Source organism: Pseudomonas sp. yb_9, from assembly GCF_043103635.1.
In the GTDB taxonomy this organism is placed as follows: domain Bacteria; phylum Pseudomonadota; class Gammaproteobacteria; order Pseudomonadales; family Pseudomonadaceae; genus Aquipseudomonas; species Aquipseudomonas monteilii.
The window spans coordinates 15,691-34,851 of sequence record NZ_JBICKA010000047.1 but is presented as its reverse complement, the minus strand read 5'-3'; the positions used below and the strand labels follow the sequence as shown (position 1 = coordinate 34,851).

Annotated in this window: 16 protein-coding genes; 2 read left to right on the top strand and 14 right to left on the bottom strand. The window is 62.8% G+C overall.

Annotation, left to right across the window (positions count from 1 at the left end):
• Positions 1–7 precede the first annotated feature (7 nt).
• On the bottom strand, positions 8–4,696 hold the full coding sequence (locus ACF8MI_RS13120) for a hypothetical protein (protein ID WP_104833829.1): 4,689 nt from the start codon (positions 4,694–4,696) through the stop codon (positions 8–10).
• Positions 4,697–4,874: 178 nt separating this feature from the next.
• Here ACF8MI_RS13120 and ACF8MI_RS13115 point away from each other — a divergent pair, with 178 nt between their 5' ends.
• Both ACF8MI_RS13115 and ACF8MI_RS13110 read left to right on the top strand, forming a co-directional pair.
• Positions 4,875–5,294: a phasin family protein gene (locus ACF8MI_RS13115; RefSeq protein WP_060500600.1), complete on the top strand. Its 420-nt coding sequence runs from the start codon at positions 4,875–4,877 to the stop codon at positions 5,292–5,294.
• 10 nt (positions 5,295–5,304) lie between these two features.
• Entirely contained in the window at positions 5,305–6,075 is a 771-nt protein-coding gene (locus ACF8MI_RS13110; RefSeq protein WP_200928858.1) for a phasin family protein, read from the top strand.
• A 121-nt stretch (positions 6,076–6,196) separates the two neighbouring features.
• Here the strand turns inward: ACF8MI_RS13110 and ACF8MI_RS13105 are convergent, their stop codons facing one another.
• The 13 genes from ACF8MI_RS13105 to ACF8MI_RS13045 form a co-directional block, all read right to left on the bottom strand.
• Positions 6,197–6,811, bottom strand: coding sequence for a TetR/AcrR family transcriptional regulator (locus ACF8MI_RS13105; RefSeq protein WP_016712425.1), 615 nt, complete (start codon positions 6,809–6,811; stop codon positions 6,197–6,199).
• Positions 6,812–6,824: 13 nt separating this feature from the next.
• Positions 6,825–8,507 (bottom strand): class II poly(R)-hydroxyalkanoic acid synthase, encoded by a 1,683-nt coding sequence (gene phaC, locus ACF8MI_RS13100; RefSeq protein WP_060500596.1) that lies wholly within the window; start codon positions 8,505–8,507, stop codon positions 6,825–6,827.
• Positions 8,508–8,549: 42 nt separating this feature from the next.
• Positions 8,550–9,401, bottom strand: a complete 852-nt coding sequence (gene phaZ / locus ACF8MI_RS13095; RefSeq protein ID WP_060500594.1) for a poly(3-hydroxyalkanoate) depolymerase — start codon at positions 9,399–9,401, stop codon at positions 8,550–8,552.
• A gap of 62 nt (positions 9,402–9,463) precedes the next feature.
• A complete protein-coding gene (phaC, locus tag ACF8MI_RS13090; RefSeq protein WP_164525154.1) occupies positions 9,464–11,143 on the bottom strand; it encodes a class II poly(R)-hydroxyalkanoic acid synthase in 1,680 nt (559 codons plus the stop codon).
• Positions 11,144–11,411: 268 nt separating this feature from the next.
• Entirely contained in the window at positions 11,412–11,789 is a 378-nt protein-coding gene (locus ACF8MI_RS13085; RefSeq protein WP_060500591.1) for a gamma-butyrobetaine hydroxylase-like domain-containing protein, read from the bottom strand.
• An 86-nt stretch (positions 11,790–11,875) separates the two neighbouring features.
• A complete protein-coding gene (gene hslU, locus ACF8MI_RS13080; protein WP_060500589.1) occupies positions 11,876–13,219 on the bottom strand; it encodes an ATP-dependent protease ATPase subunit HslU in 1,344 nt (447 codons plus the stop codon).
• A gap of 76 nt (positions 13,220–13,295) precedes the next feature.
• Complete coding sequence (hslV, locus tag ACF8MI_RS13075; protein ID WP_003249309.1) at positions 13,296–13,826, bottom strand: ATP-dependent protease subunit HslV; 531 nt, start codon at positions 13,824–13,826, stop codon at positions 13,296–13,298.
• Between the two features lie 212 nt (positions 13,827–14,038).
• The gene (locus ACF8MI_RS13070) at positions 14,039–15,310 is read right to left on the bottom strand and encodes a dihydroorotase (RefSeq protein WP_164525153.1); all 1,272 of its coding nucleotides are present in this window, start codon (positions 15,308–15,310) and stop codon (positions 14,039–14,041) included.
• Positions 15,307–16,311, bottom strand: coding sequence for an aspartate carbamoyltransferase catalytic subunit (locus ACF8MI_RS13065; RefSeq protein WP_011536054.1), 1,005 nt, complete (start codon positions 16,309–16,311; stop codon positions 15,307–15,309). Before ACF8MI_RS13065 ends, ACF8MI_RS13070 begins: the two co-directional genes overlap by 4 nt.
• Before the next feature lie 12 nt (positions 16,312–16,323).
• Positions 16,324–16,842, bottom strand: a complete 519-nt coding sequence (pyrR, locus tag ACF8MI_RS13060) for a bifunctional pyr operon transcriptional regulator/uracil phosphoribosyltransferase PyrR (RefSeq protein ID WP_104833832.1) — start codon at positions 16,840–16,842, stop codon at positions 16,324–16,326.
• Between the two features lie 49 nt (positions 16,843–16,891).
• Positions 16,892–17,317 (bottom strand): Holliday junction resolvase RuvX, encoded by a 426-nt coding sequence (ruvX, locus tag ACF8MI_RS13055; RefSeq protein WP_200928856.1) that lies wholly within the window; start codon positions 17,315–17,317, stop codon positions 16,892–16,894.
• On the bottom strand, positions 17,317–17,886 hold the full coding sequence (locus tag ACF8MI_RS13050; protein WP_060500582.1) for a YqgE/AlgH family protein: 570 nt from the start codon (positions 17,884–17,886) through the stop codon (positions 17,317–17,319). The genes ruvX and ACF8MI_RS13050 overlap by 1 nt, the downstream gene beginning before the upstream one ends.
• A gap of 358 nt (positions 17,887–18,244) precedes the next feature.
• Complete coding sequence (locus ACF8MI_RS13045; RefSeq protein ID WP_016712416.1) at positions 18,245–19,150, bottom strand: energy transducer TonB; 906 nt, start codon at positions 19,148–19,150, stop codon at positions 18,245–18,247.
• Between the last annotated feature and the right edge of the window lie 11 nt (positions 19,151–19,161).

Below are 19,161 nucleotides of genomic sequence, written 5' to 3'. Positions count from 1 at the left end.
GCTGCGCTCAGTTGTCGGGAAACGGGACAAGGTCCTCGATCTGCTCCAGACGCAAGTCACCCCGATAGATCTGATAGCGCTCCGTGGGCGCCAGTGCCCGTTGCAATCGCTCGTCACGGCTCATGGCGTCCGGGAACTTCAAATGCCCTTTGACGAACCGCCGGGCATTGGCAGTGGCGCTGGTGTAATGAAAATGCGCTTCCCAGAGCTTGGCTCTGGGCTGCAGCCGATAAATGTCATACACATCCAGAAAGTCGTTGGCCTTGAGTTTCTTGCGGCTTCTGGTCAGCCTGACCTCGACTTCGCCGGCCTCTACCAGAAAGCGCAGCGCTTTGCTGTCCGGGTGTTGGGTGTTCAGGTAAGCAGTGGTCAACAGGCGCTTCTTTTCTGCCTGTACCTCGGTTATTGCCTGTTCCAGCCTGGCGGCCAGTGAATGCCCTTGATCCGGGCCGGCACGCAAAGGGGCGGCGATGTCCGCCATGTCCTGAATATAGAAGTCGAGTAGGTCCGCCAGGCTGTTGGGGCCGTCCAGGTGGCGAGAGGCGTGGGCGATTCTGGCAGTTTTCTGGGCCAGCAGGTCATTGCCGCTGCGACGCAGGCGAGCATAGTCAGGCGCTGGCGCAGCTTTCGGCACGGCTTCCCAGTGATCACCTTGTTGCTGGTAGCGCGCAATCGTCTGCTCGCTCATCGGGTCGATTTGCACGGCTTCGCTGTCCTCATCCGCCTGCTCGACGACCAGGGATCTGCCCCGGTTGGTACGGATCACCTTGCGCCTGATGGGACGTACCCTGTGGGTCAGGGGCTGGTCGGGCATTGCATCCTGCGTGTCGGCCGCAGCAGAAACGTAGGCAAGGTCATTTTCGGTCAGGTCTATCAGTGCATGCAGTTCAGCGATGTACTCATTGAGCTTGCGGCTGTCCACCGCCGGCAAGTTGCGCGAAAGCAGGTACTCGGCATTACCCAGTGTCAGTTTGTATTCGCCCAGAGCGCTTTCCAGCGGTGCTTTCTGTTCTTCGGCTGTCAGATGGGCAGCGGCCAGGCTGTCGTGGCTCAGCAGCGCTTCGTGCAAATGTTTGCTGCGCAAGGTTTTCTGCGAAAGCAGGGTGCTTTCGAAGTTTTCTACGGTGAGCAGGTCTCGCCTCACGATCAACTGATACAGGTCGCTAAGGATCTGTGCGCGGGTGATCAGGGTCGAATAACGCCTCTTCTGGATGATGGTGTCGAGTTTCTTGCGCTTGCCCGAGAACTGGATCTTGTCATCTGTCAGCGCTTCGCCGAGGTTCTGGTCAAGGCGCTGGCTGACGTTGAAAATGCGTCGATGAGTCGCCAGGGCGGCTTCGACGCGCTTGCTGTAGTCAAGGTAGAGTGCCGCTTGCTCCTGGCCTGCAGGCAATTGCACAAGCCTGTGCGACTGCTCCTTGAGTGCTTCATAGTCATTCATGTCGAGCAGGCGGCGGAACTGCTGCAGGTCCGAGGTCAGCAACTGTTCCCACCATTGACCACGGGCAAACGAGGCTGCGGCCTTGGGGTCGAACCTGGCGTATTTCGGGTCGCTCATGTCTGCATACAGTTGTGCCTGCTCCCTTATCAGCCTCGCCTGCTTTTCGTAGGTGAGTGCCAGCACATCGAAGTTTGCACGCCCCTCGTTGCGCAGGGCCCGCAGAGCTTGTCGCTGTTGCCGCAAAGCGGGCGGCAGGTTATCGAGGGTAGCGCCAGGGTGGCCATCCACGGCCTTCTCGAATGCCAGGAGCGCCTGATCATAGGCTTTTACCCGCTCCAGATAGCCATCAATGAAGGTCTCGGTGCTGGTGAGTTTCTTGTCATTCTCCGTTCGGCTTTCCAGCATTTTCTTGAAGGTTTCCTTTTTTTCGTCGACCAGTGCCTTGGCCGTTCTCGGCATGCCACCCGACATGTGCAGGTCGAGCATCCATTCGCCGTTCCAGCGCGTCAGCCAAGGCCCGCGGCTGCGTTCGCGGCCGACGATGTAGTAGCCGTCGGGCTCTGCGCCCCAGGTCTGCGACCATTCACTTTGGCTGACGTCCGGGCCAATGATGCGCATGCCGCCATAGCGCTCTTCGACTTCATAGGCGACATCCTGCAGCTTTACGTAGTACCGCGCGTTGACCTTGTACAGGCCGCGCATACGGCCACTGGCCAGCGCACTGAGCCCGTTCAGGCTAACGTTGGCGCGCAAGGTGTCCAGGGCTGCGCGGGCCTCACGAGGCAGGTTGCCGAGCCGCTGGTCATGGCCCCATTGGCTGACGTTAAGCGTTGCGCGGGATTGCTCAATCGGCGCTTGCCAAGCGCTTTGTTCGGGTGGCTGCGCTGCCGTGTTGCGCGATATACGGCGCGGCCTGGGTGGCAACGGCCGTTCAGGTTCAGGCCCGGAAGCGGCCGGGCCATGGGCCAGCAGCATGGCCAGGTTCAGCAGGATGTCGGTGCCAGCGAGCAACTTTTCTTCGGTGCTGCCCTGGGTCAATGCCGTCAGGTCATCCTTGATGCTGAGCAGGGCGGCCACCAGCCAGGCCAGCACACCCAAAGGGCCGCGCAGCAGTGGTGTGACCGTATTGAATGCCAGCCAGGCGAACCGTACGACCAGTGCCCAGCGTTGCTGTGCGTTCGAAACACTCTGCCAGGAGGCCAGCAACAGGAGCAAGTCGGCCCTGGCTTCGAACATTTTCTCGTCAACTGCATCGGGCCATGGCGTGAACGCCAGGGTGACCGGGGCCCTCAGGCGCTCGATGGCATCGGCGGCCAGCCCGGAAACGGGCCCCAGCAGGTGCGCCAGTTCCATGAGGCCGGCATGCAGGTGCGGGTGGTTGAAGCCATCGTCGGCATAGATGGAGCGGGCGTCGTCATCCAGCCACGGGAGGATGCCCTGCTGCAGGGATTGTTCGGTCCGTATGCTGCTCATCAACTGGAGGTGGCTGTCGAACTGCCTGATGGGCTGCGTGGTATTCATGGGGCAGTAGAGTAGCCAGGCCCCCGTTGCGGGTAGCTCGATGACGAACATGCCATGCACCCGGTTGGCGACCGGACCGTCTGGCACGCTATTGAACGACAGTGGCGCCAGTTTCAGCGATGCGCCGGCGTGGGCTTTACGGCGACAGAAATCAGCGACGACCTGCCAGTTGCGCTCGTTCAAATGCCCGGCAATCTTGGCCTGCAGCGCGCTCAGCAGCAGGGCACCACGCCATTCTTCGGCAAAGCGTTGGTGACGTTTGTCGGGGTCAGTCTTGAGTTGGTCATGGACATATTGCGGATACTGACCACCCACATCCACTGCAGCGACCAGTGCATGGACATAGTCGAGATCCATCCAGGTGTCAGACGCTTGTTGCCCGGAGAGTTGAATGGCCGAGGCAACCTGGTCGCTGCCCAACGGCAGGCGAGAGATAGCCAGTTCGGTCAGGCTGATCGTTCTCAGGTACTTAAGGGTTGCCGGACCCACGGAAGACGTCTGCACCACCTGCGAAATCGTGATCTCAACCTGATCAGGGTTGAGAGGCACTTGGGCAGGATGGTCATCGCGTATTTGCTCGCGCAGGCGGCGAACGGTGTATTGCTGCAAGTCTTCGATTCCATCCAGCGAGCCTTCGCCCTGCTCCAACATTTGCCTTGCCGACAGCTCCAGCAGTGCGATGTGGTACTGGAAGCGGTCGGTGACCGTGGCTTTGTCGAGCCAGTCAGGCCGCGTGATGGCGGGCGTGGTTTGCTCAAGACGAAAGCACGCAGGGAATATTGATGAGGGGTCGCTCAGCTGACTGAATTCGTCCTCCAGATCACTGACGTGTTCGATAGCGCCAAGCTGAACGCGGTCAATTTTTTGCAGCAGGCTGTTGAGCAGCTGCCGGGCCTGGTAGCCGAACGGGTCTTCGTCCAGGGCCGTGCAGGCCCACGACATCGTGTCGAATGCATGGCTTTCGGAAAGTTCGTCGCGCAGAGCGGTGGCGAATGCAGCGAGCCCGCTGAAACCGCGTACAGTGCCGGAGGGCTTGCACCACAAGACCAGGTCGCGAGCGTTTTTCTTGCCGGTGATGAGCAGGTCCGGCAAGACCTCGTGGACGGTATTGCCTGGTGCCCTCAACGAAACCTGCACACCTTGTACGGTTGCCGAGGTTTTTGCCTGAGCGAGCACTGCGTACAGCAAAGCTTTCTGGTCGCTGTCCAGGCCCTGACGCTCGAGCGTGCCGAGCAATGCGGCCTTGAGCACCTGCTGCATCCAGCGCAAACGGGTTACGTCCGAGTCCCCTTCGCAGCCGTTCCAGAAACTGACCTGTGCCTGCTGGAATGCTTCGCAGAGGGTTGCAAGCATATCGTCGTAGGCAATGTTCAGGTCGGCCATGCGAATGTCGATGGTTGGGGCTTGCGCTTTGGGTCGGAAGATTGCAGGTGGGTTCAGGCTGAGCCGATCGGTGGGCTTGAGTGCCATTTGCCGGCCGCTGAGGAAATGTTCAAGCAACGTGTCGACAAGGTTGTCTGGCTGTGTCGATGGTTCATCATCTGTGTCATGCAGGATGCTGAAACCTTTGATGGAGTGCAGTTGCGGGTGTTGCTCACGGGTCCATGGGTAGCGTGCTACGAGTGCGTCGAAGCCTATGGTGGCAACGACCTCTCGTAAGCTGGGGCGGTTGGCGAAGTACGTCGCAACCCATTGCCTGAACGATAGGGACGGTGTGGTGGGCGATTGGGGCATGGCATGAGGCTCCGGTCAAAGAGGAGCGAATGCTGAAATGCCAGCGTGATGCAGCTGCGGTAGATACATCTGTGCGGCGATCTTAGGGTGAAGTTTCTAATTCATCCTCCTACCTTATGCTCAAGCCCAACCTCCATGGGCGGTTCATCCCTCCACTCATGAACATGAGGTACAGAGCATGGCCAAAGTGAATGTGAAGAAGAAGGACGATGCCCAAGGCACCCTGGGCGAAGTTCGCGGCTACGCACGCAAGATCTGGCTGGCGGGTATTGGCGCTTACGCCCGTGTTGGCCAAGAGGGCTCAGACTACTTCCAGGAGCTGGTCAAGGCCGGCGAAGGCGTCGAGAAACGTGGCAAGAAACGTATCGACAAAGAGCTCGATGCTGCCAACAACCAGATCGACGAGGCGGCTGAAGAGGTCAGTCGCGTACGTGGCAAGGTAGAAATTCAACTCGACAAGATCGAAAAAGCTTTCGACGCACGGGTAGGGCGCGCCTTGAATCGCCTCGGCATTCCGTCTAAACATGACGTTGAGGCGCTGTCGATCAAGCTTGAACAGTTGCACGAGCTGCTTGAGCGCGTCGCGCACAAACCATAAGGAGAGCAGGATGGCTGGCAAGAAGAACACCGAAAAAGAAGGCAGCTCCTGGGTCGGCGGGATCGAGAAATACTCCCGCAAGATCTGGCTGGCGGGGCTGGGTATCTATTCGAAGATCGACCAGGACGGCCCGAGGCTGTTCGACTCGCTGGTGAAGGATGGCGAGAAGGCCGAGAAGCAGGCGAAGAAAACCGCTGAAGACGTGGCCGAAACCGCCAAGTCCTCCACCACTTCGCGCGTGTCTGGCGTGAAGGACCGTGCATTGGGCAAATGGAGCGAACTCGAAGAGGCGTTCGACAAGCGCCTGAACAGCGCCATTTCGCGCCTGGGTGTGCCGAGCCGCAACGAGATCAAGGCCCTGCACCAGCAGGTGGATAGCCTGACCAAGCAGATCGAGAAGCTGACCGGTGCTTCGGTTACGCCGGTTTCGTCGCGCACCGCTGCTGCCAAACCGGCTGCGAGCAAGGCGGCCAAGCCACTGGCCAAAGCGGCAGCCAAGCCTGCGGCAAAAACCGCAGCGGCCAAGCCGGCAGCTAAAACGGCAGCGGCGAAACCTGCTGCCAAGCCTGCAGCCAAGGTGGCGGCGGCCAAGCTTGCAGCCAAACCGGCAGCGGCCAAGCCTGCTGCGGCGAAGAAGCCTGCGGTGAAAAAGGCTCCGGCCAAACCGGCAGCAGCCCCAGCAGCCAGCGCCGCCCCGGCCGCTACCGCAGCTCCGGCACCTGCCGCTGCCCCGGTCAGCAGCACGCCGTCGGCACCAGCGGGTACCGGTACCCTGATCTAATACCGCGTCGCCTGCGTCGCGGGCAAGCCCGCTCCCACAGGTACATCACAGCCCTTGAGAGCAGTGATCTACCTGTGGGGGCGGGCTTGCCCGCGAAGGCCTTAGCGCCTAAACAACAGGCCTACCCCTCCAGATACCGCACCGCCAACTGCTCCGCCGCCGCCCGCGCCTGCGCCTGCAAATGCGGCGCCACCAGCATCATCACCTGATACACCACGATCCCCACATCCCCCTCGCGCCCCAGCACCCGCTGGTAATCCAGCGAGAACATTAACGTCAGGGTGATCTGCTCCACCAACTGCCCCAACGCCTGGGTCTCACTCTCCACCAGCCCCTGGCCTTTGAGGCTGGCCAGCAGCGCCGCCAACGTACGCTTGAGCGCGTTGATCAGGCTACGCATGCCCCGCGCCAGCTTGGGTAGGCGCCCGGTCAGGTTGGACAGGTCCTGGAACAGGAAGCGGTACTGGGCCATGTGCTCGACGATCAGGTGCAGGAACAGCCAGTAATCCTCGGCGTCCAGGCGTACTTCCAGGGGCGGGTCGAGCAAAGGCATCAGCGCTTCTTCAAAGCGCTCGAACAAGCCCAGCACCAACGGCTCCTTGCCGTGGAAGTGGTAGTACAGGTTGCCAGGGCTGATACCCAGTTCGTTGGCAATCTCCAAGGTGGAAACGTTCGGTTCGCCCTGCTGGTTGAACAGTTGCAGGGCGCATTCGAGGATACGGTCGCGGGTCTTCATCCAGTTGTCGGGCTCATCGGGTCAGGACATAGGTGCCTGGCGCCGGGCCGAGCGGTGGATACGTGCTGTTGCCCAGTTCGGTACGGGGTGCCTTGAGCGGGCCGGAACGTGGCGTGATCCATTCCAGCCACAGGGGCCACCAGCTGCCGTCGCTGCGTTTGGCTTCGTAGAACCAGGCGCGCGGGTCGCCCGAAAGCTTAGGGTTTTCCAGGTAGTAAGCCTTAGGGTTGCCCGGCGGGTTGATGATGCTCTGGATGTGCCCGCTATTGGCCAGCACGAAGCGGCGGTCGCCACCGAGCAGCAAGGCCGAGCGATACACGGCATCCCACGGGGTGATGTGATCGTTGCTGCCGGCCACGGTGAAACTGTCCAGGTCGACCTGCTTGAGGTCGATGGGCGTGCCGCACACTTCAAGGCCAGCGGGGTGGGTCAGGGGGTTGTGCTTGAAGAAGTCCAGCAAGTCGCCGTGCAGGGCTGCCGGCAGGCGCGTGTTGTCGGCGTTCCAGTAGAGGATGTCGAACGCGGGCGGCGCCTTGCCCAGCAGGTAGTTGTTGACCCAGTAATTCCAGATCAGGTCGTTGGGGCGCATCCAGGCGAAAATCCTGGCCACCTCGCCGCCATCCAGCACCCCCCGTTGATACGAGCGCCGTTTGGCGGCCTCGACGGTCTGCTCGTCGGCGAACAGGCTGGCCGGGCTGTCGAACTTGCTGTCCAGCAGGCTGACCAGGTACGTGGCGCTACGTACCCGGCGCAGTTGGCGCTTGGCCTGCAGATGCCCCTGCAGCGCGGCCATGGTCAGCCCGCCTGCGCAGGCGCCCATCAGGTTGGGATCGCGGTTGCCACTGATGCTGCGGCAGGCGTTGAGCGCTTCCTCCAGGGCCTGCACATACGAGGACAGCCCCCACTCGCGGTGGCGCGGGTCGGGGTTGCGCCAGCTGACCATGAACACCTGCAGGCCGTTCTTGAGCATGTACTGGACGAAGCTGTTGTGTGCCTGCAAGTCGAAGATATAGAACTTGTTGATTTGTGGCGGCACCACCAGCAAGGGCCGGGCGTGTTGCTTTTCACTCATCGGCTTGTACTGGATCAGCTCCAGCAGCTCATTGCGAAACACCACTGCGCCGGGTGTTGCCGCCAGGTTGCCCCCCACCTCGAAGGCGCGCTCGTCCACCTGGCGCGGCAGGCCGTCGTTATGGCGCAGGTCGTCGAGCAGGTGGGCCACGCCACGCACCAGGCTTTGCCCGCCGGTATTGAGCAGTTCCTTTACCGCCAGCGGGTTGAGCAGCGAGTTGCTCGGCGCCAGGGCGTCATTGATCAAGCCAAACAGAAAGTGCGCGCGGGCCCGGTCATCGTCGTCCAGGTGGCTTTCGTCGATCCATTGGCGGGTCTGCTTCTGCCAGGCCAGGTAGGCCTGCAGGCCACGGCGGTAAAACGGGTTCTGGCTCCAGGTCGGGTCGCTGAAGCGGGCGTCGCGGGGGTTGGGCTGGTAGGGCGAGTCGCCCAGCATCACGCGGCCCAGCTGGCCGCCGAGTGCCAGCAGGTGGCGCGCCGTATGCAGCGGGTTGGTCAAGCCGTGGCGGCCCACCCTGCGCAGGGTCGACACCAGGTCGCGCCCGCGCAGGCCGAGTATGGCGTTCTGTACGTTCATGCTGGTGGCGGGGAGCGTTTTCGTTCCTTTGGCCGGTTTGTCTGTCATGGCAACACTCCCTCGTCTTACCCGCTTTCCGGGCAGCGACAATCAACCGCCGGAGGCGGGGCGCGGATGCATGACCGCGCGCTGACGTTCTTCCTGGAGAAACTTCATGATGATCGGTGCGACCGCCTCGGCCCGGGTAATCAGGAACAGGTGGCCATCGTCGATTATGTGTAGCTGGGCGTTAGGAATCCGCCAGGCCAGCAGGCGCATGTTGATCAGCGGAATAAGCGGGTCGTCGTCACCGGCCAGCACCAAGGTCGGCTGGTGGATCTTGTGCAGCCAGTGGATGCTGGTCCAGCCCAGGCCGGCGAACAGCTGCCAGTAGTAGCCCAGCTTGCCGCCAGAGCGGACCTTGGACGCATGGTGCAGGGCCAGGTCCGGGTCGCGGCGGAAGGTACCGCCGTAGATCATTGGCGCGATGCGGATGACATGGGAGGGCTGCACGTAGCGCCTGGGGCTGGCCATCATCCACAACACTTTGGGCTTGCCCGGCACCATGACGGCACCGGCGGCAGTGGCAGCCAGCACCAGCTTCTTGCAGCGCTCCGGGTAGTCATGGGCGAACTGCTGGGCCAGGGCGCCGCCCCAGGACACGCCGATGGCGCTGACCTGGCCGTAGTCCAGGTAATCGAGCATGCGCGCGGTCAGCTTGGCCAGCCCCGGAAAGCGATAGGGATGACGCGGTGTGGACGAACCACCCACCCCGGGCACATCGAAGGCGATGACCTCAAGGTCCGGGTCCAGCGCCTCGATGAACGGGAACACCAGCTCCAGGTTGGCGCCGATGCCGTTGAAAATCAGCAACGGTGTCAGGTGCGGCTTGCCCGGGCGGACGGCGGTGCGAATGGATTGGTCGTCCAGTTCGACGGTCCTGAAGATGTAGGGTTCCGGCATGCATTCGACTCTTCGGTGAAAAAAGCACCGTGGCGCGCCGGTGGCGGCCACGGCAAGGCCACTCAACGCTCGTGAACGTAGGTACCCGGTGAGGCTTCGCCAGCGGCATAGGCGCGGTTGCCCAAGCGGGTCGGCGCCTTTTTAAGCTCCCCGGCACGTTCGCTCAACCAACTCTGCCAGTACAGCCACCAGGAGTCGGCATGCTTGGTGGCGTTTTCCTGCCAGGCCACCGGGTCACCTGGGCGATCGGCGCCGGTCATGAAGCGTGCCTTGGGGTTGCCTGGCGGGTTGAGGATGCTCTGGATATGGCCACTGTTGGAAAGCACGAACTCGATCTTGCCGCCAAACAGGTGCGCCGAGCGGTAGCACGACTGCCACGGGGTGATGTGGTCGGCGGTGCCGGCAACGCTGAAGATGTCGCACTGCACTTTCTTCAGGTCGATCGGGGTGCCGCACACTTCCAGGGCGTCCGCGCGGGTCAGCGGGTTGCTCTTGAACATTTCGATCAGGTCGCCGTGGAAGGCGGCCGGCAGGCGTGTGGTGTCGTTGTTCCAGAACAGGATGTCGAACACGGGCGGCTCGTTGCCGAGCAGGTAGTTGTTGACCCAGTAGTTCCAGATCAGGTCGTTGGGGCGCATCCAGGCGAACACCTTGGCCATGTCGCTGCCCTCAAGTACGCCGGCCTGGTAGGAATGGCGCTTGGCAGACTCCAGGGTCTGCTCGTCGACGAACAGCGCAACCTGGGTATCCATGGTGGTGTCCAGCACGCTGACCAGCAGGGTCAGGGCATTAACCTTGTTCTCACCGAGGGCGGCATAGTGGCCTACCAGTGCGGTGCAGGTGATGCCGCCGGAGCAGGCACCGAGCATATTCAGGTCCTTGCTGCCGGTAATGGCCAGCACGGCATCGACCGCTTCCTTGAGCGCATCGATGTAAGTGGACAAGCCCCACTCGCGCTGGGCCTTGGTCGGGTTGCGCCAGCTGATGATGAAGGTTTGCTGCTGCGAGCGCAGGCAGTAGCGCGCCAGGCTCTTCTCCGGGCTCAGGTCGAACACATAGAACTTGTTGATCTGCGGCGGCACCACCAGCAGCGGGCGGGCATGCACCTGTTCGGTGATCGGGCTGTACTGGATCAGCTCCAGTACATCGTTGCGGTACACGACGGCACCTTCACTGGTGCCCAGGTTCTTACCCACTTCGAAGGCGTCCATGTTTACCTGGCTGGGCATGCCGCCGTTGTTGACCATGTCCTTGGCCAGGTTAGACAGGCCGTCGAGCAGGCTCTTGCCACCGGTTTCGAAGAAGCGTTTGACCGCTGCCGGGTTGGACAGGGTATTGGTCGGTGCCATGGCTTCGGTCATCAGGTTGATGACGAACTGGCCGCGGCTGATGTCTTGCGGTGACAGGTCGCTGCTGCCAATCCAGTCCTGCAGCTCCTTGCGCCAGGCCAGGTAGGTTTGCAGGTAGCGGCGGTACAGCGGGTTGTTGCTCCAGGCCGGGTCATTGAAGCGACGGTCGTCGCTTTCCGGGGCCAGGCTGGATTTGCCCAGCAGCACGTTCTTCAGCTCCAGGCCAAAGTGGGCCACATGTTTGGCGCTGTGCAGCGGTTGGCGCACGGCCTGGCGCAGCACGGTACGTGCCGAGCTCAACAGGTCCTTGCGGCGAATGCCGATGACCGGGTTCAGCCCCAGGGTATTGTCCGAGGCCTGCCGCTGCAGCTCATCGTTGTTCTTGTTACTCATCTACGACGCTCCGTTGTCCTGAGACGAGTACCGGTTGCTGTGACAGGAGCACAGCCCTGAGCCCGGTACTGCTACTCGGGTGACCAGTGATAAGGAACAGCGGTGCTGCGGGGGTTCTGACTGCCTGCAAAATGATGCAGGGAACTTGCCACACCCATTGGTTACCCGACTTTCATGTAATGCGCAAGACAGCCCTTCACTGGGCTGTCTGTAAGTCATTCAAACAGATGAATTTAGAAAATGCGCTCTAAACCCTGCAGCCCTTGCGCTAGAGCATGAGTTTCACGACCGATTCGGCCGGATCGCGGGATTTCCCGGCCTTGTGCAGTTCGTCGAGGTACTCGGCCCACAACTGTTCCTGGCGCAGGCACAGCTGTTCAAGGTACTCCCAGGTGAACAGGCCGCTGTCATGGCCGTCGTCGAAGGTCATTTTCAGTGCATATTGGCCGGCAGGTTCCAGGCCGACGAGGCCGACGTTGATCTTGCCAAATTGCAGGATGGGGTTGCCGTGGCCCTGGACCTCGGCGGAGGGGGAATGCACGCGCAGGAATTCGGCGGGCAGGGTGTACACCTCGCCGGGGGCGTAGGTGAGGGTGAGGGTTTTCGAGGCTTTGTGCAGGTTGATGGCGGTAGGTAGACGGGCCATGGGGGAATCTCTCGGGAGCTGATGAAGTACAGCTTCTGGAGATTTGGAGGAATGTGCAAGGGGCCGCAAAGCGGCCCCGTGCGGACTTACAGGATGTAACGCGACAAGTCTTCGTTCTGCGCCAGCTCACCCAGGTGGCTGTTCACATAGGCAGCGTCGATCTGGATCGGCGTTTCGTCGTGGGTGCTGGCCAGGTCGCCAGCACTGAACGACACCTCTTCGAGCAAACGCTCAAGCAGGGTGTGCAGGCGACGTGCACCGATGTTCTCGGTCTTCTCGTTCACCTGGTAGGCAATCTCGGCCAGGCGCTTGATGCCGTCAGCCTGGAACGCGATGTTCAGGCCTTCGGTTTTCAACAGGGCCTGGTACTGCTCGGTCAGCGAGGCATGCGGCTCTTGCAGGATGCGTTCGAAGTCTTCCGGGGTCAGTGCCTTCAGTTCCACGCGAATCGGCAGACGGCCTTGCAGCTCGGGCACCAGGTCGCTTGGCTTGCTCAGGTGGAATGCACCCGAGGCAATGAACAGAATGTGGTCGGTCTTGACCATGCCCAGCTTGGTGTTGACGGTGCAGCCTTCGATCAACGGCAGCAGGTCGCGCTGTACGCCTTCACGGGACACGTCAGCACCGCCAACGTTGCCGCGCTTGGCAACCTTGTCGATTTCGTCGATGAACACGATGCCATGCTGCTCGACCGCTTCCAGGGCCTTGGCCTTGAGCTCTTCCTCGTTGACCAGGCGGCTCGCTTCTTCATCGCGCACCATCTTCAGCGCTTCTTTCACCTTCAGCTTGCGCGCCTTGCGCTTGCCTTTGCCCATGTTGGCAAACAGGCTTTGCAGCTGGTTGGTCATTTCTTCCATGCCGGGTGGCGCGGCAATTTCGACGCCCACGGCATCGGCCACTTCGATTTCGATTTCCTTGTCGTCCAGCTGGCCTTCACGCAGGCGCTTGCGGAACAGCTGGCGGGTGTTGGAATCGGTGCTGGTCTGTGCGGCTTCTTCGGCGAAGCTGCTCACCCGTGCCTGTGGCAGCAGGGCATCGAGGATGCGGTCTTCGGCGGCATCTTCGGCGCGGTGGCGCACGCGGATGATCTCCTGCTCGCGCAGCATCTTCAGCGCGGCATCGGCCAGGTCACGGATGATCGACTCGACGTCACGGCCCACGTAGCCCACTTCGGTGAACTTGGTGGCTTCGACCTTGAGGAACGGCGCATTGGCCAGTTTGGCCAGGCGACGGGCGATTTCGGTTTTGCCGACGCCGGTAGGGCCGATCATCAGGATGTTCTTCGGGGTGACTTCGGCACGCAGCTCGGCAGGCAGCTGCATCCGGCGCCAGCGGTTGCGCAGGGCAATGGCCACGGCGCGTTTGGCGTCGTCCTGGCCGATGATGTGGCGGTTGAGTTCGTGGACGATCTCGCGGGGGGTCATGGACATGGTCAATACGGTCCTTGGGCAGATGAATCAGCGTGGAAAAGCCCCGTCACCGGGAAGGGGCGCCAGAACAGCTGAATCAGTCGGCCAGGTCCTGCTCCTCGATGGTCAGGTTGTGGTTGGTGAACACGCAGATGTCACCGGCGATGTTCAAGGCGGTTTCGGCGATTTCACGGGCCGAGAGGTCGGTCTTGTTCAGCAGGGCGCGGGCTGCGGCCTGGGCGTAGGCGCCACCGGAACCCATGGCGATCAGGCCGTCTTCGGGTTCGACCACGTCGCCGTTACCGGTGATGATCAGGGACGCGTCCTTGTTGGCCACAGCCAGCATGGCTTCCAGGCGGCTCAGGGAGCGGTCGGTACGCCATTCCTTGGCCAGCTCGACGGCGGCGCGGACCAGGTGGCCCTGGTGTTTTTCCAGTTGGCCTTCGAAGCGTTCGAACAGGGTGAAGGCGTCGGCGGTGGCACCCGCGAAGCCGGCGATGACCTGGCCGTGGTACAGGCGGCGCACTTTCTTGGCGTTGCCTTTCATCACGGTGTTGCCGAGGGATACCTGGCCGTCGCCACCCATGACGACTTTGCCGTTACGGCGGACAGAAACGATGGTGGTCAAGGGGAGAGTCTCCACGCAGCGGGGCGAAAGTGCCTGATGCAGACTCATATGGGGGTGGGGGTAAGGATTTCAACCGTGGGGGATGAATGGTCGCGCTTGGCAGGGGGAACCGTGCGAGGGCATTCGCGGGCATGCCCGCTCCCACAGGGTTACCACATGCCTTGGGTTAGTGGTGATCCTGTGGGAGCGGGCGTGCCCGCGAAGAAGGTTACTCAGGCCTCGTGGCAAACATGCCCATCGACCAAGGTATAACGCACGGCACCCGGCAGGCAGTGGCCGATGAACGGGCAGTTCTCGCCACGCGAGAACCACTGCTCGCCGGCAACGGTGGAGGCTTGAGGGTCGAACAGCACCAGGTCGGCCGCGCCACCCACTTTCAGCTCACCGGCCGGCAGGCGCAGTGCAGCCGCCGGGCCGCTGCTCAGGCGGGCGAGCAGGGTCGGCAGGTCGAGCAGGCCGTCCTGCACCAGCGTCATGGCCAGTGGCAGCAGCAACTCGACGCTGCTGATACCCGGCTCGGTGGCGCCGAACGGTGCCAGCTTGGCATCGCGTTCGTGCGGCTGGTGGTGGCTGGAGATCGCCTGGATCACGCCCGACTTCACCGCCGCACGCAGGCCGTTACGGTCGGCGGCGGTGCGCAGCGGTGGCTGCACGTGGTACAGGCTGGAGAACTCACGCAGCGACTCGTCGGTAAGGATCAGTTGGTACAGCGCCACATCGGCGGTCACCGGCAGGCCAAGCTGCTGGGCCTGCTCGATCAGCCGCGCGCCACGGGCGCTGGTGATCTGGGTGAAGTGAGCACGCACGCCGGTCTGTTCCACCAGCAGCAGATTGCGCGCCAGGGCCACGGTCTCGGCGGTTTCCGGAATGCCCGGCAGGCCGAGGAAGCTGGCCATGGCCCCTTCATGGGCCAGGCCGCCCTGGGACAGGTCGCGGTCCTGGGAGTGGAACACCACGGTCAGGTCGAAGGTGGCGGCGTATTCCAGGGCGCGGGCCAGGGTACGGTTGTTGGGGATTTCCTTCAGGCCGTTGCCAAAGGCCACGCAACCGGTGTCGCGCAGGGCTACCAGCTCGGCCAGTTGTTCGCCTTCCAGGCCTTTGGTCAGGGCGCCGATCGGGTAGACCTTGCTGTTGGCGGCTTCGCGGGCGCGGTCCAGGATCAACTCGGCCACGGCCGAGGTGTCCAGTACCGGCTTGGTTTGCGGCGGGCAGCACAGGCTGGTGACACCACCCGCCACGGCCGCGCGGGTTTCACTGGCGATGTTGCCTTTGCGGCTGTAGCCCGGCTCGCGCAGGGACACGCCAAGGTCGACCAGGCCGGGCGCGGCAACCAGGCCATCGGCCTGGATCGTGCGGCTGGCGCTGAAGCCGGCCGGGGCAGCGCCGATGGCGGCAATGCGGCCGCCGTCCAGGTGCAGGTCGGTCACCTGATCCAGGCCTGTCTTGGGGTCGATGACCCGGGCGCCGAGAATACTGAGGGTCACTGGGCGTTCTCCTGGTCGAATTGACGTTGCGCGTTCTGCCCGCTCATGGCCATGGACAGCACGGCCATGCGCACGGCGATGCCGTAGGTGACCTGGTTGAGGATCACCGAGTGCTTGCCGTCGGCCACCGCCGACTCGATTTCCACGCCCCGGTTGATCGGGCCCGGGTGCATGACGATGGCGTCGGGCTTGGCCCCGGCCAGGCGTGCGGTGGTCAGGCCGAACAGGCGGTAGAACTCGCCTTCGCTGGGCAGCAAACCACCCGCCATGCGCTCGCGTTGCAGGCGCAGCATGATCACCACATCGACGTCTTTCAGGCCTTCGGCGAGGTCGGTGTACACCTTCACGCCATACTGCTCGATGCCAATCGGAATCAGGGTTTTCGGGCCGATCACGCGGATATCCGGGCAACCCAGCGCCTTGAGCGCCAGCATGTCGGAGCGGGCCACGCGCGAGTGCAGGATGTCGCCGACGATGGCCACCGACAGGTTCTCGAAGCTGCCCTTGTGGCGGCGGATGGTGAGCATGTCGAGCATGCCCTGGGTCGGGTGCGCATGGCGGCCGTCACCGCCGTTGATCACGGCAACGTCCGGGCACACGTGCTCGGCGATGAAGTGTGCGGCGCCGGAGTCGGAGTGGCGCACGACGAACATGTCGGCGGCCATGGCTTCGAGGTTGCGCAGGGTGTCGAACAAGGTCTCGCCCTTGCTGGTCGAGGAGGTCGACACGTTCAAGCTGATCACGTCGGCCGACAGGCGCTGGGCTGCCAGCTCGAAGGTGGTACGGGTACGGGTGGAGTTTTCGAAGAACACGTTGCACACGGTCTTGCCGCGCAGCAACGGGACTTTTTTCACTGCCCGGGCACCAACTTCCAGGAAGGAGTCGGCGGTGTCGAGAATTTCGGTGAGCAGTTCGCGGGGCAAACCGTCCAGCGAGAGGAAGTGGCGCAGCTGGCCCTGATCATTGAGCTGCAGCGGGCGCTTGGCGTCGAATGGCGTCATCGCGGGGGACTCTTAAAGGGCGGAAGCGGAGGCGAGGTCCTGGCGCTCGAGGGCGAGCGGTGCGGGTCCGGTCAATTTTACCCGTTCATGGGCGGCCAGCGACAGGGTGGCACCCAGCACATTCGGGCGGATCGGCAGTTCGCCGGCATCCAGGTCCAGCAGGCAGACCAGGGTGACGCTGGCCGGGCGGCCATAATCGAACAGTTCGTTGAGCGCAGCGCGCACGGTGCGGCCGCTCATCAGCACGTCATCCACCAGCACCAGGTGCTGGCCTTCCACTTCGAACGGCAACTCGGACGGGCGCACTTGCGGGTGCAGGCCGTTCTGGCTGAAGTCGTCGCGGTAGAACGAAACGTCCAGGGTGCCCATGGGGCTGGTATCACCCATGGCTTCCTGCAGGGCCTGGGCAACCCAGACACCGCCGGTGCGGATGCCGATGTAACGTGGCTCGCTGATGTTGCGGCGGGCCAGGTGGACGCGAAGGTCGACAGCCATCTGCCGGATCAGCTCGGCGGGATTGGGTAGGCTCATTGCGGGCTCCTCGGAAGGGTGCGCCGGGCGGGCCCGGCGGCAAAGATGATCAGGTATTGGCCTCCAGCCAGCCTTGTAGCAACAGGGCGGCGGCGATGGCATCGACCGGGTTGTCGCGGTAGCTGCCGCGCTGGCCGCCACGGGCCATGCGCTCGCTTTTGGCCTCGAAGGTGGTCAGGCGCTCGTCGTGGGTGTGCACGGGCAGGTTGAAGCGGCCATTCAGGCGGCGGGCGAATTTTTCGGCGCGGGCGCTCATTTCGCTGGGCGTGCCGTCCATGTTCAGCGGCAGGCCGACGACGATGGCGTCGGGTTTCCACTCATTGATGAGCTTTTCCACCTGAGCCCAGTCCGGTACGCCGTTCTGCGCCTTCAGGGTGCACAGCTCGCGGGCCTGGCCGGTAATGACCTGGCCAACGGCCACACCGATCTGTTTGCTGCCGTAGTCAAAACCCAGCAGCAGGCGTAGTTCGGCCATCAGGCGTGGCCCGCCTGGCTGGTCAGCAGGTTCAGGTTGATCCCCAGGCTGGCGGCGGCGGCGTCCAGGCGCAGGTCGCTGGCCAGGCCAAAGATGATTTCCGGGTCGAACGGGCAGTTGAGCCAGGCGTTGTCGGCCAGCTCGGCTTCCAGCTGTCCGGCTTCCCAGCCGGCATAACCCAGGGTGATCAGGCTTTGTTTCGGGCCTACCCCGGCAGCGATGGCCAGCAAGATGTCCTGCGACGTGGTCAGCGCCAGCCCTTCCAGCGCCACGGTGGCCTGGAAGCTGCACTCGCTGCTGTGCAACACGAAGCCGCGGTCAGTCTGCACCGGACCACCCTGGTAGATCGGCACCTGCAAGGTGCTGGCCGGTGGTGTTTCATCCGGGCGCAGCTGCTCGAGGATGTCGGCCAGGTTCAGCTCCTGCGGCCGGTTGACCACCAGCCCCATGGCGCCATGCTCGTTGTGCTCGACGATGTACGTGAGGGTCTGGGCGAAGTTCGGATCGGCCATGTGCGGCATGGCGATCAGGAACTGATGCTTGAGGTAGCTCGGGGCGAGGGTTTTCATGGGGGATAGTGTGGCGCCAGGTGGCGAGGCTGACAAGGTGCGGATTTGTGTCGTTTGGTTGACGCCTGCCTTTAGGTTTTTGGCGCCTTTGAGATCGAGCGCCGCCCGCGCGGCGCATCGCGAGCTGCGCTCGCTCCTACGTTTGTTTCGGGCCAATTATTCCTGCGGGATTTGCGCGCGTACGCTTTGGCGCATGGCGCAATATTGCGTCGTACATACAAGGCGGTCGCGCGCGGCTGTCACAGGCGTTACTGGCCGGAAACAAACGTAGGAGCGAGCGCAGCTCGCGATGCGCCGCGCGGGCGGCGCTCGATCTCCGCGCCACCACACATCTCAAGCCCAACGCCCAAGCCTGCATTCAATTACTGGACAAACGGTCCCCACGGGCAAACCGCCAGGTACGAATGATCTCCAGCCGGTCAAACTCGGCCAGATCCCCGGTAAACGGCGCAAAAGGCGCCGCCAGTCGCACAATACGTTGCGCCGCCTGGTCCAGCACCGGCTGCCCCGACGATTCCAGCACCAGCACCTCATACAACGAACCATCGCGGTTGATCGACACCATCATCCGCAAATTGCCGTAAATCTGTTGCCGGCGCGCTTCGTCGGGGTAGTTCAGGTTACCCACCCGCTCGACCTTCTTGCGCCACTCTTCCTTGTACCAGGCGCCCTTGTCGCGCATGGTCGATGCAGCATTCAGCCGGTGAATCTTCGGCCGCTTGGCGTACATCTGCTGTTCGTTGGACAGCTCCGCTTCCAGGCTGGCGATCTGGCTGGACAGCTGCGAGCTGTCGAAGTCTGGCGCTGGCGCCGCCGGCTTGGGCTGTGGCTTGCTTTCCTTGGGTTTGGGCTCAACCTTCTGCGGCTTGGGCGCTGTGGTCACTACCGCCGACTTTTGTGGGGTAGGGGGCGGCACCACCTCGGGCTTGGCGGCAGGCGGCGGGGTGATCTTGTTGATCTTGCTGTCCTGGAACGGTGCCAATTCAGTGGTTGTGGGCACCGCTTTCTTGTCCAGGGTGCCGCTGCCCTGCTGGTTGTCCTGGGCCTGGAAATCGGCCTTCTCGGGCGGTTTCTCGCTCTTGAAGGTGGCCAGGGTGATGTCCATGGTGTGGCGGATTTCGGCAGGCTTGACCACGCTGAAGCCGACGCCAAGGATCAGCGCCAGGTGCACCAGGGCAGCCAGGAACAGGGTAAAGCCAAGCCGGTCCACCGGGCGAACACGGGGAGGCAGCAGGGTGGCGGGGATGTCAGCGGGCAGCGTCATCAGGTATCCAG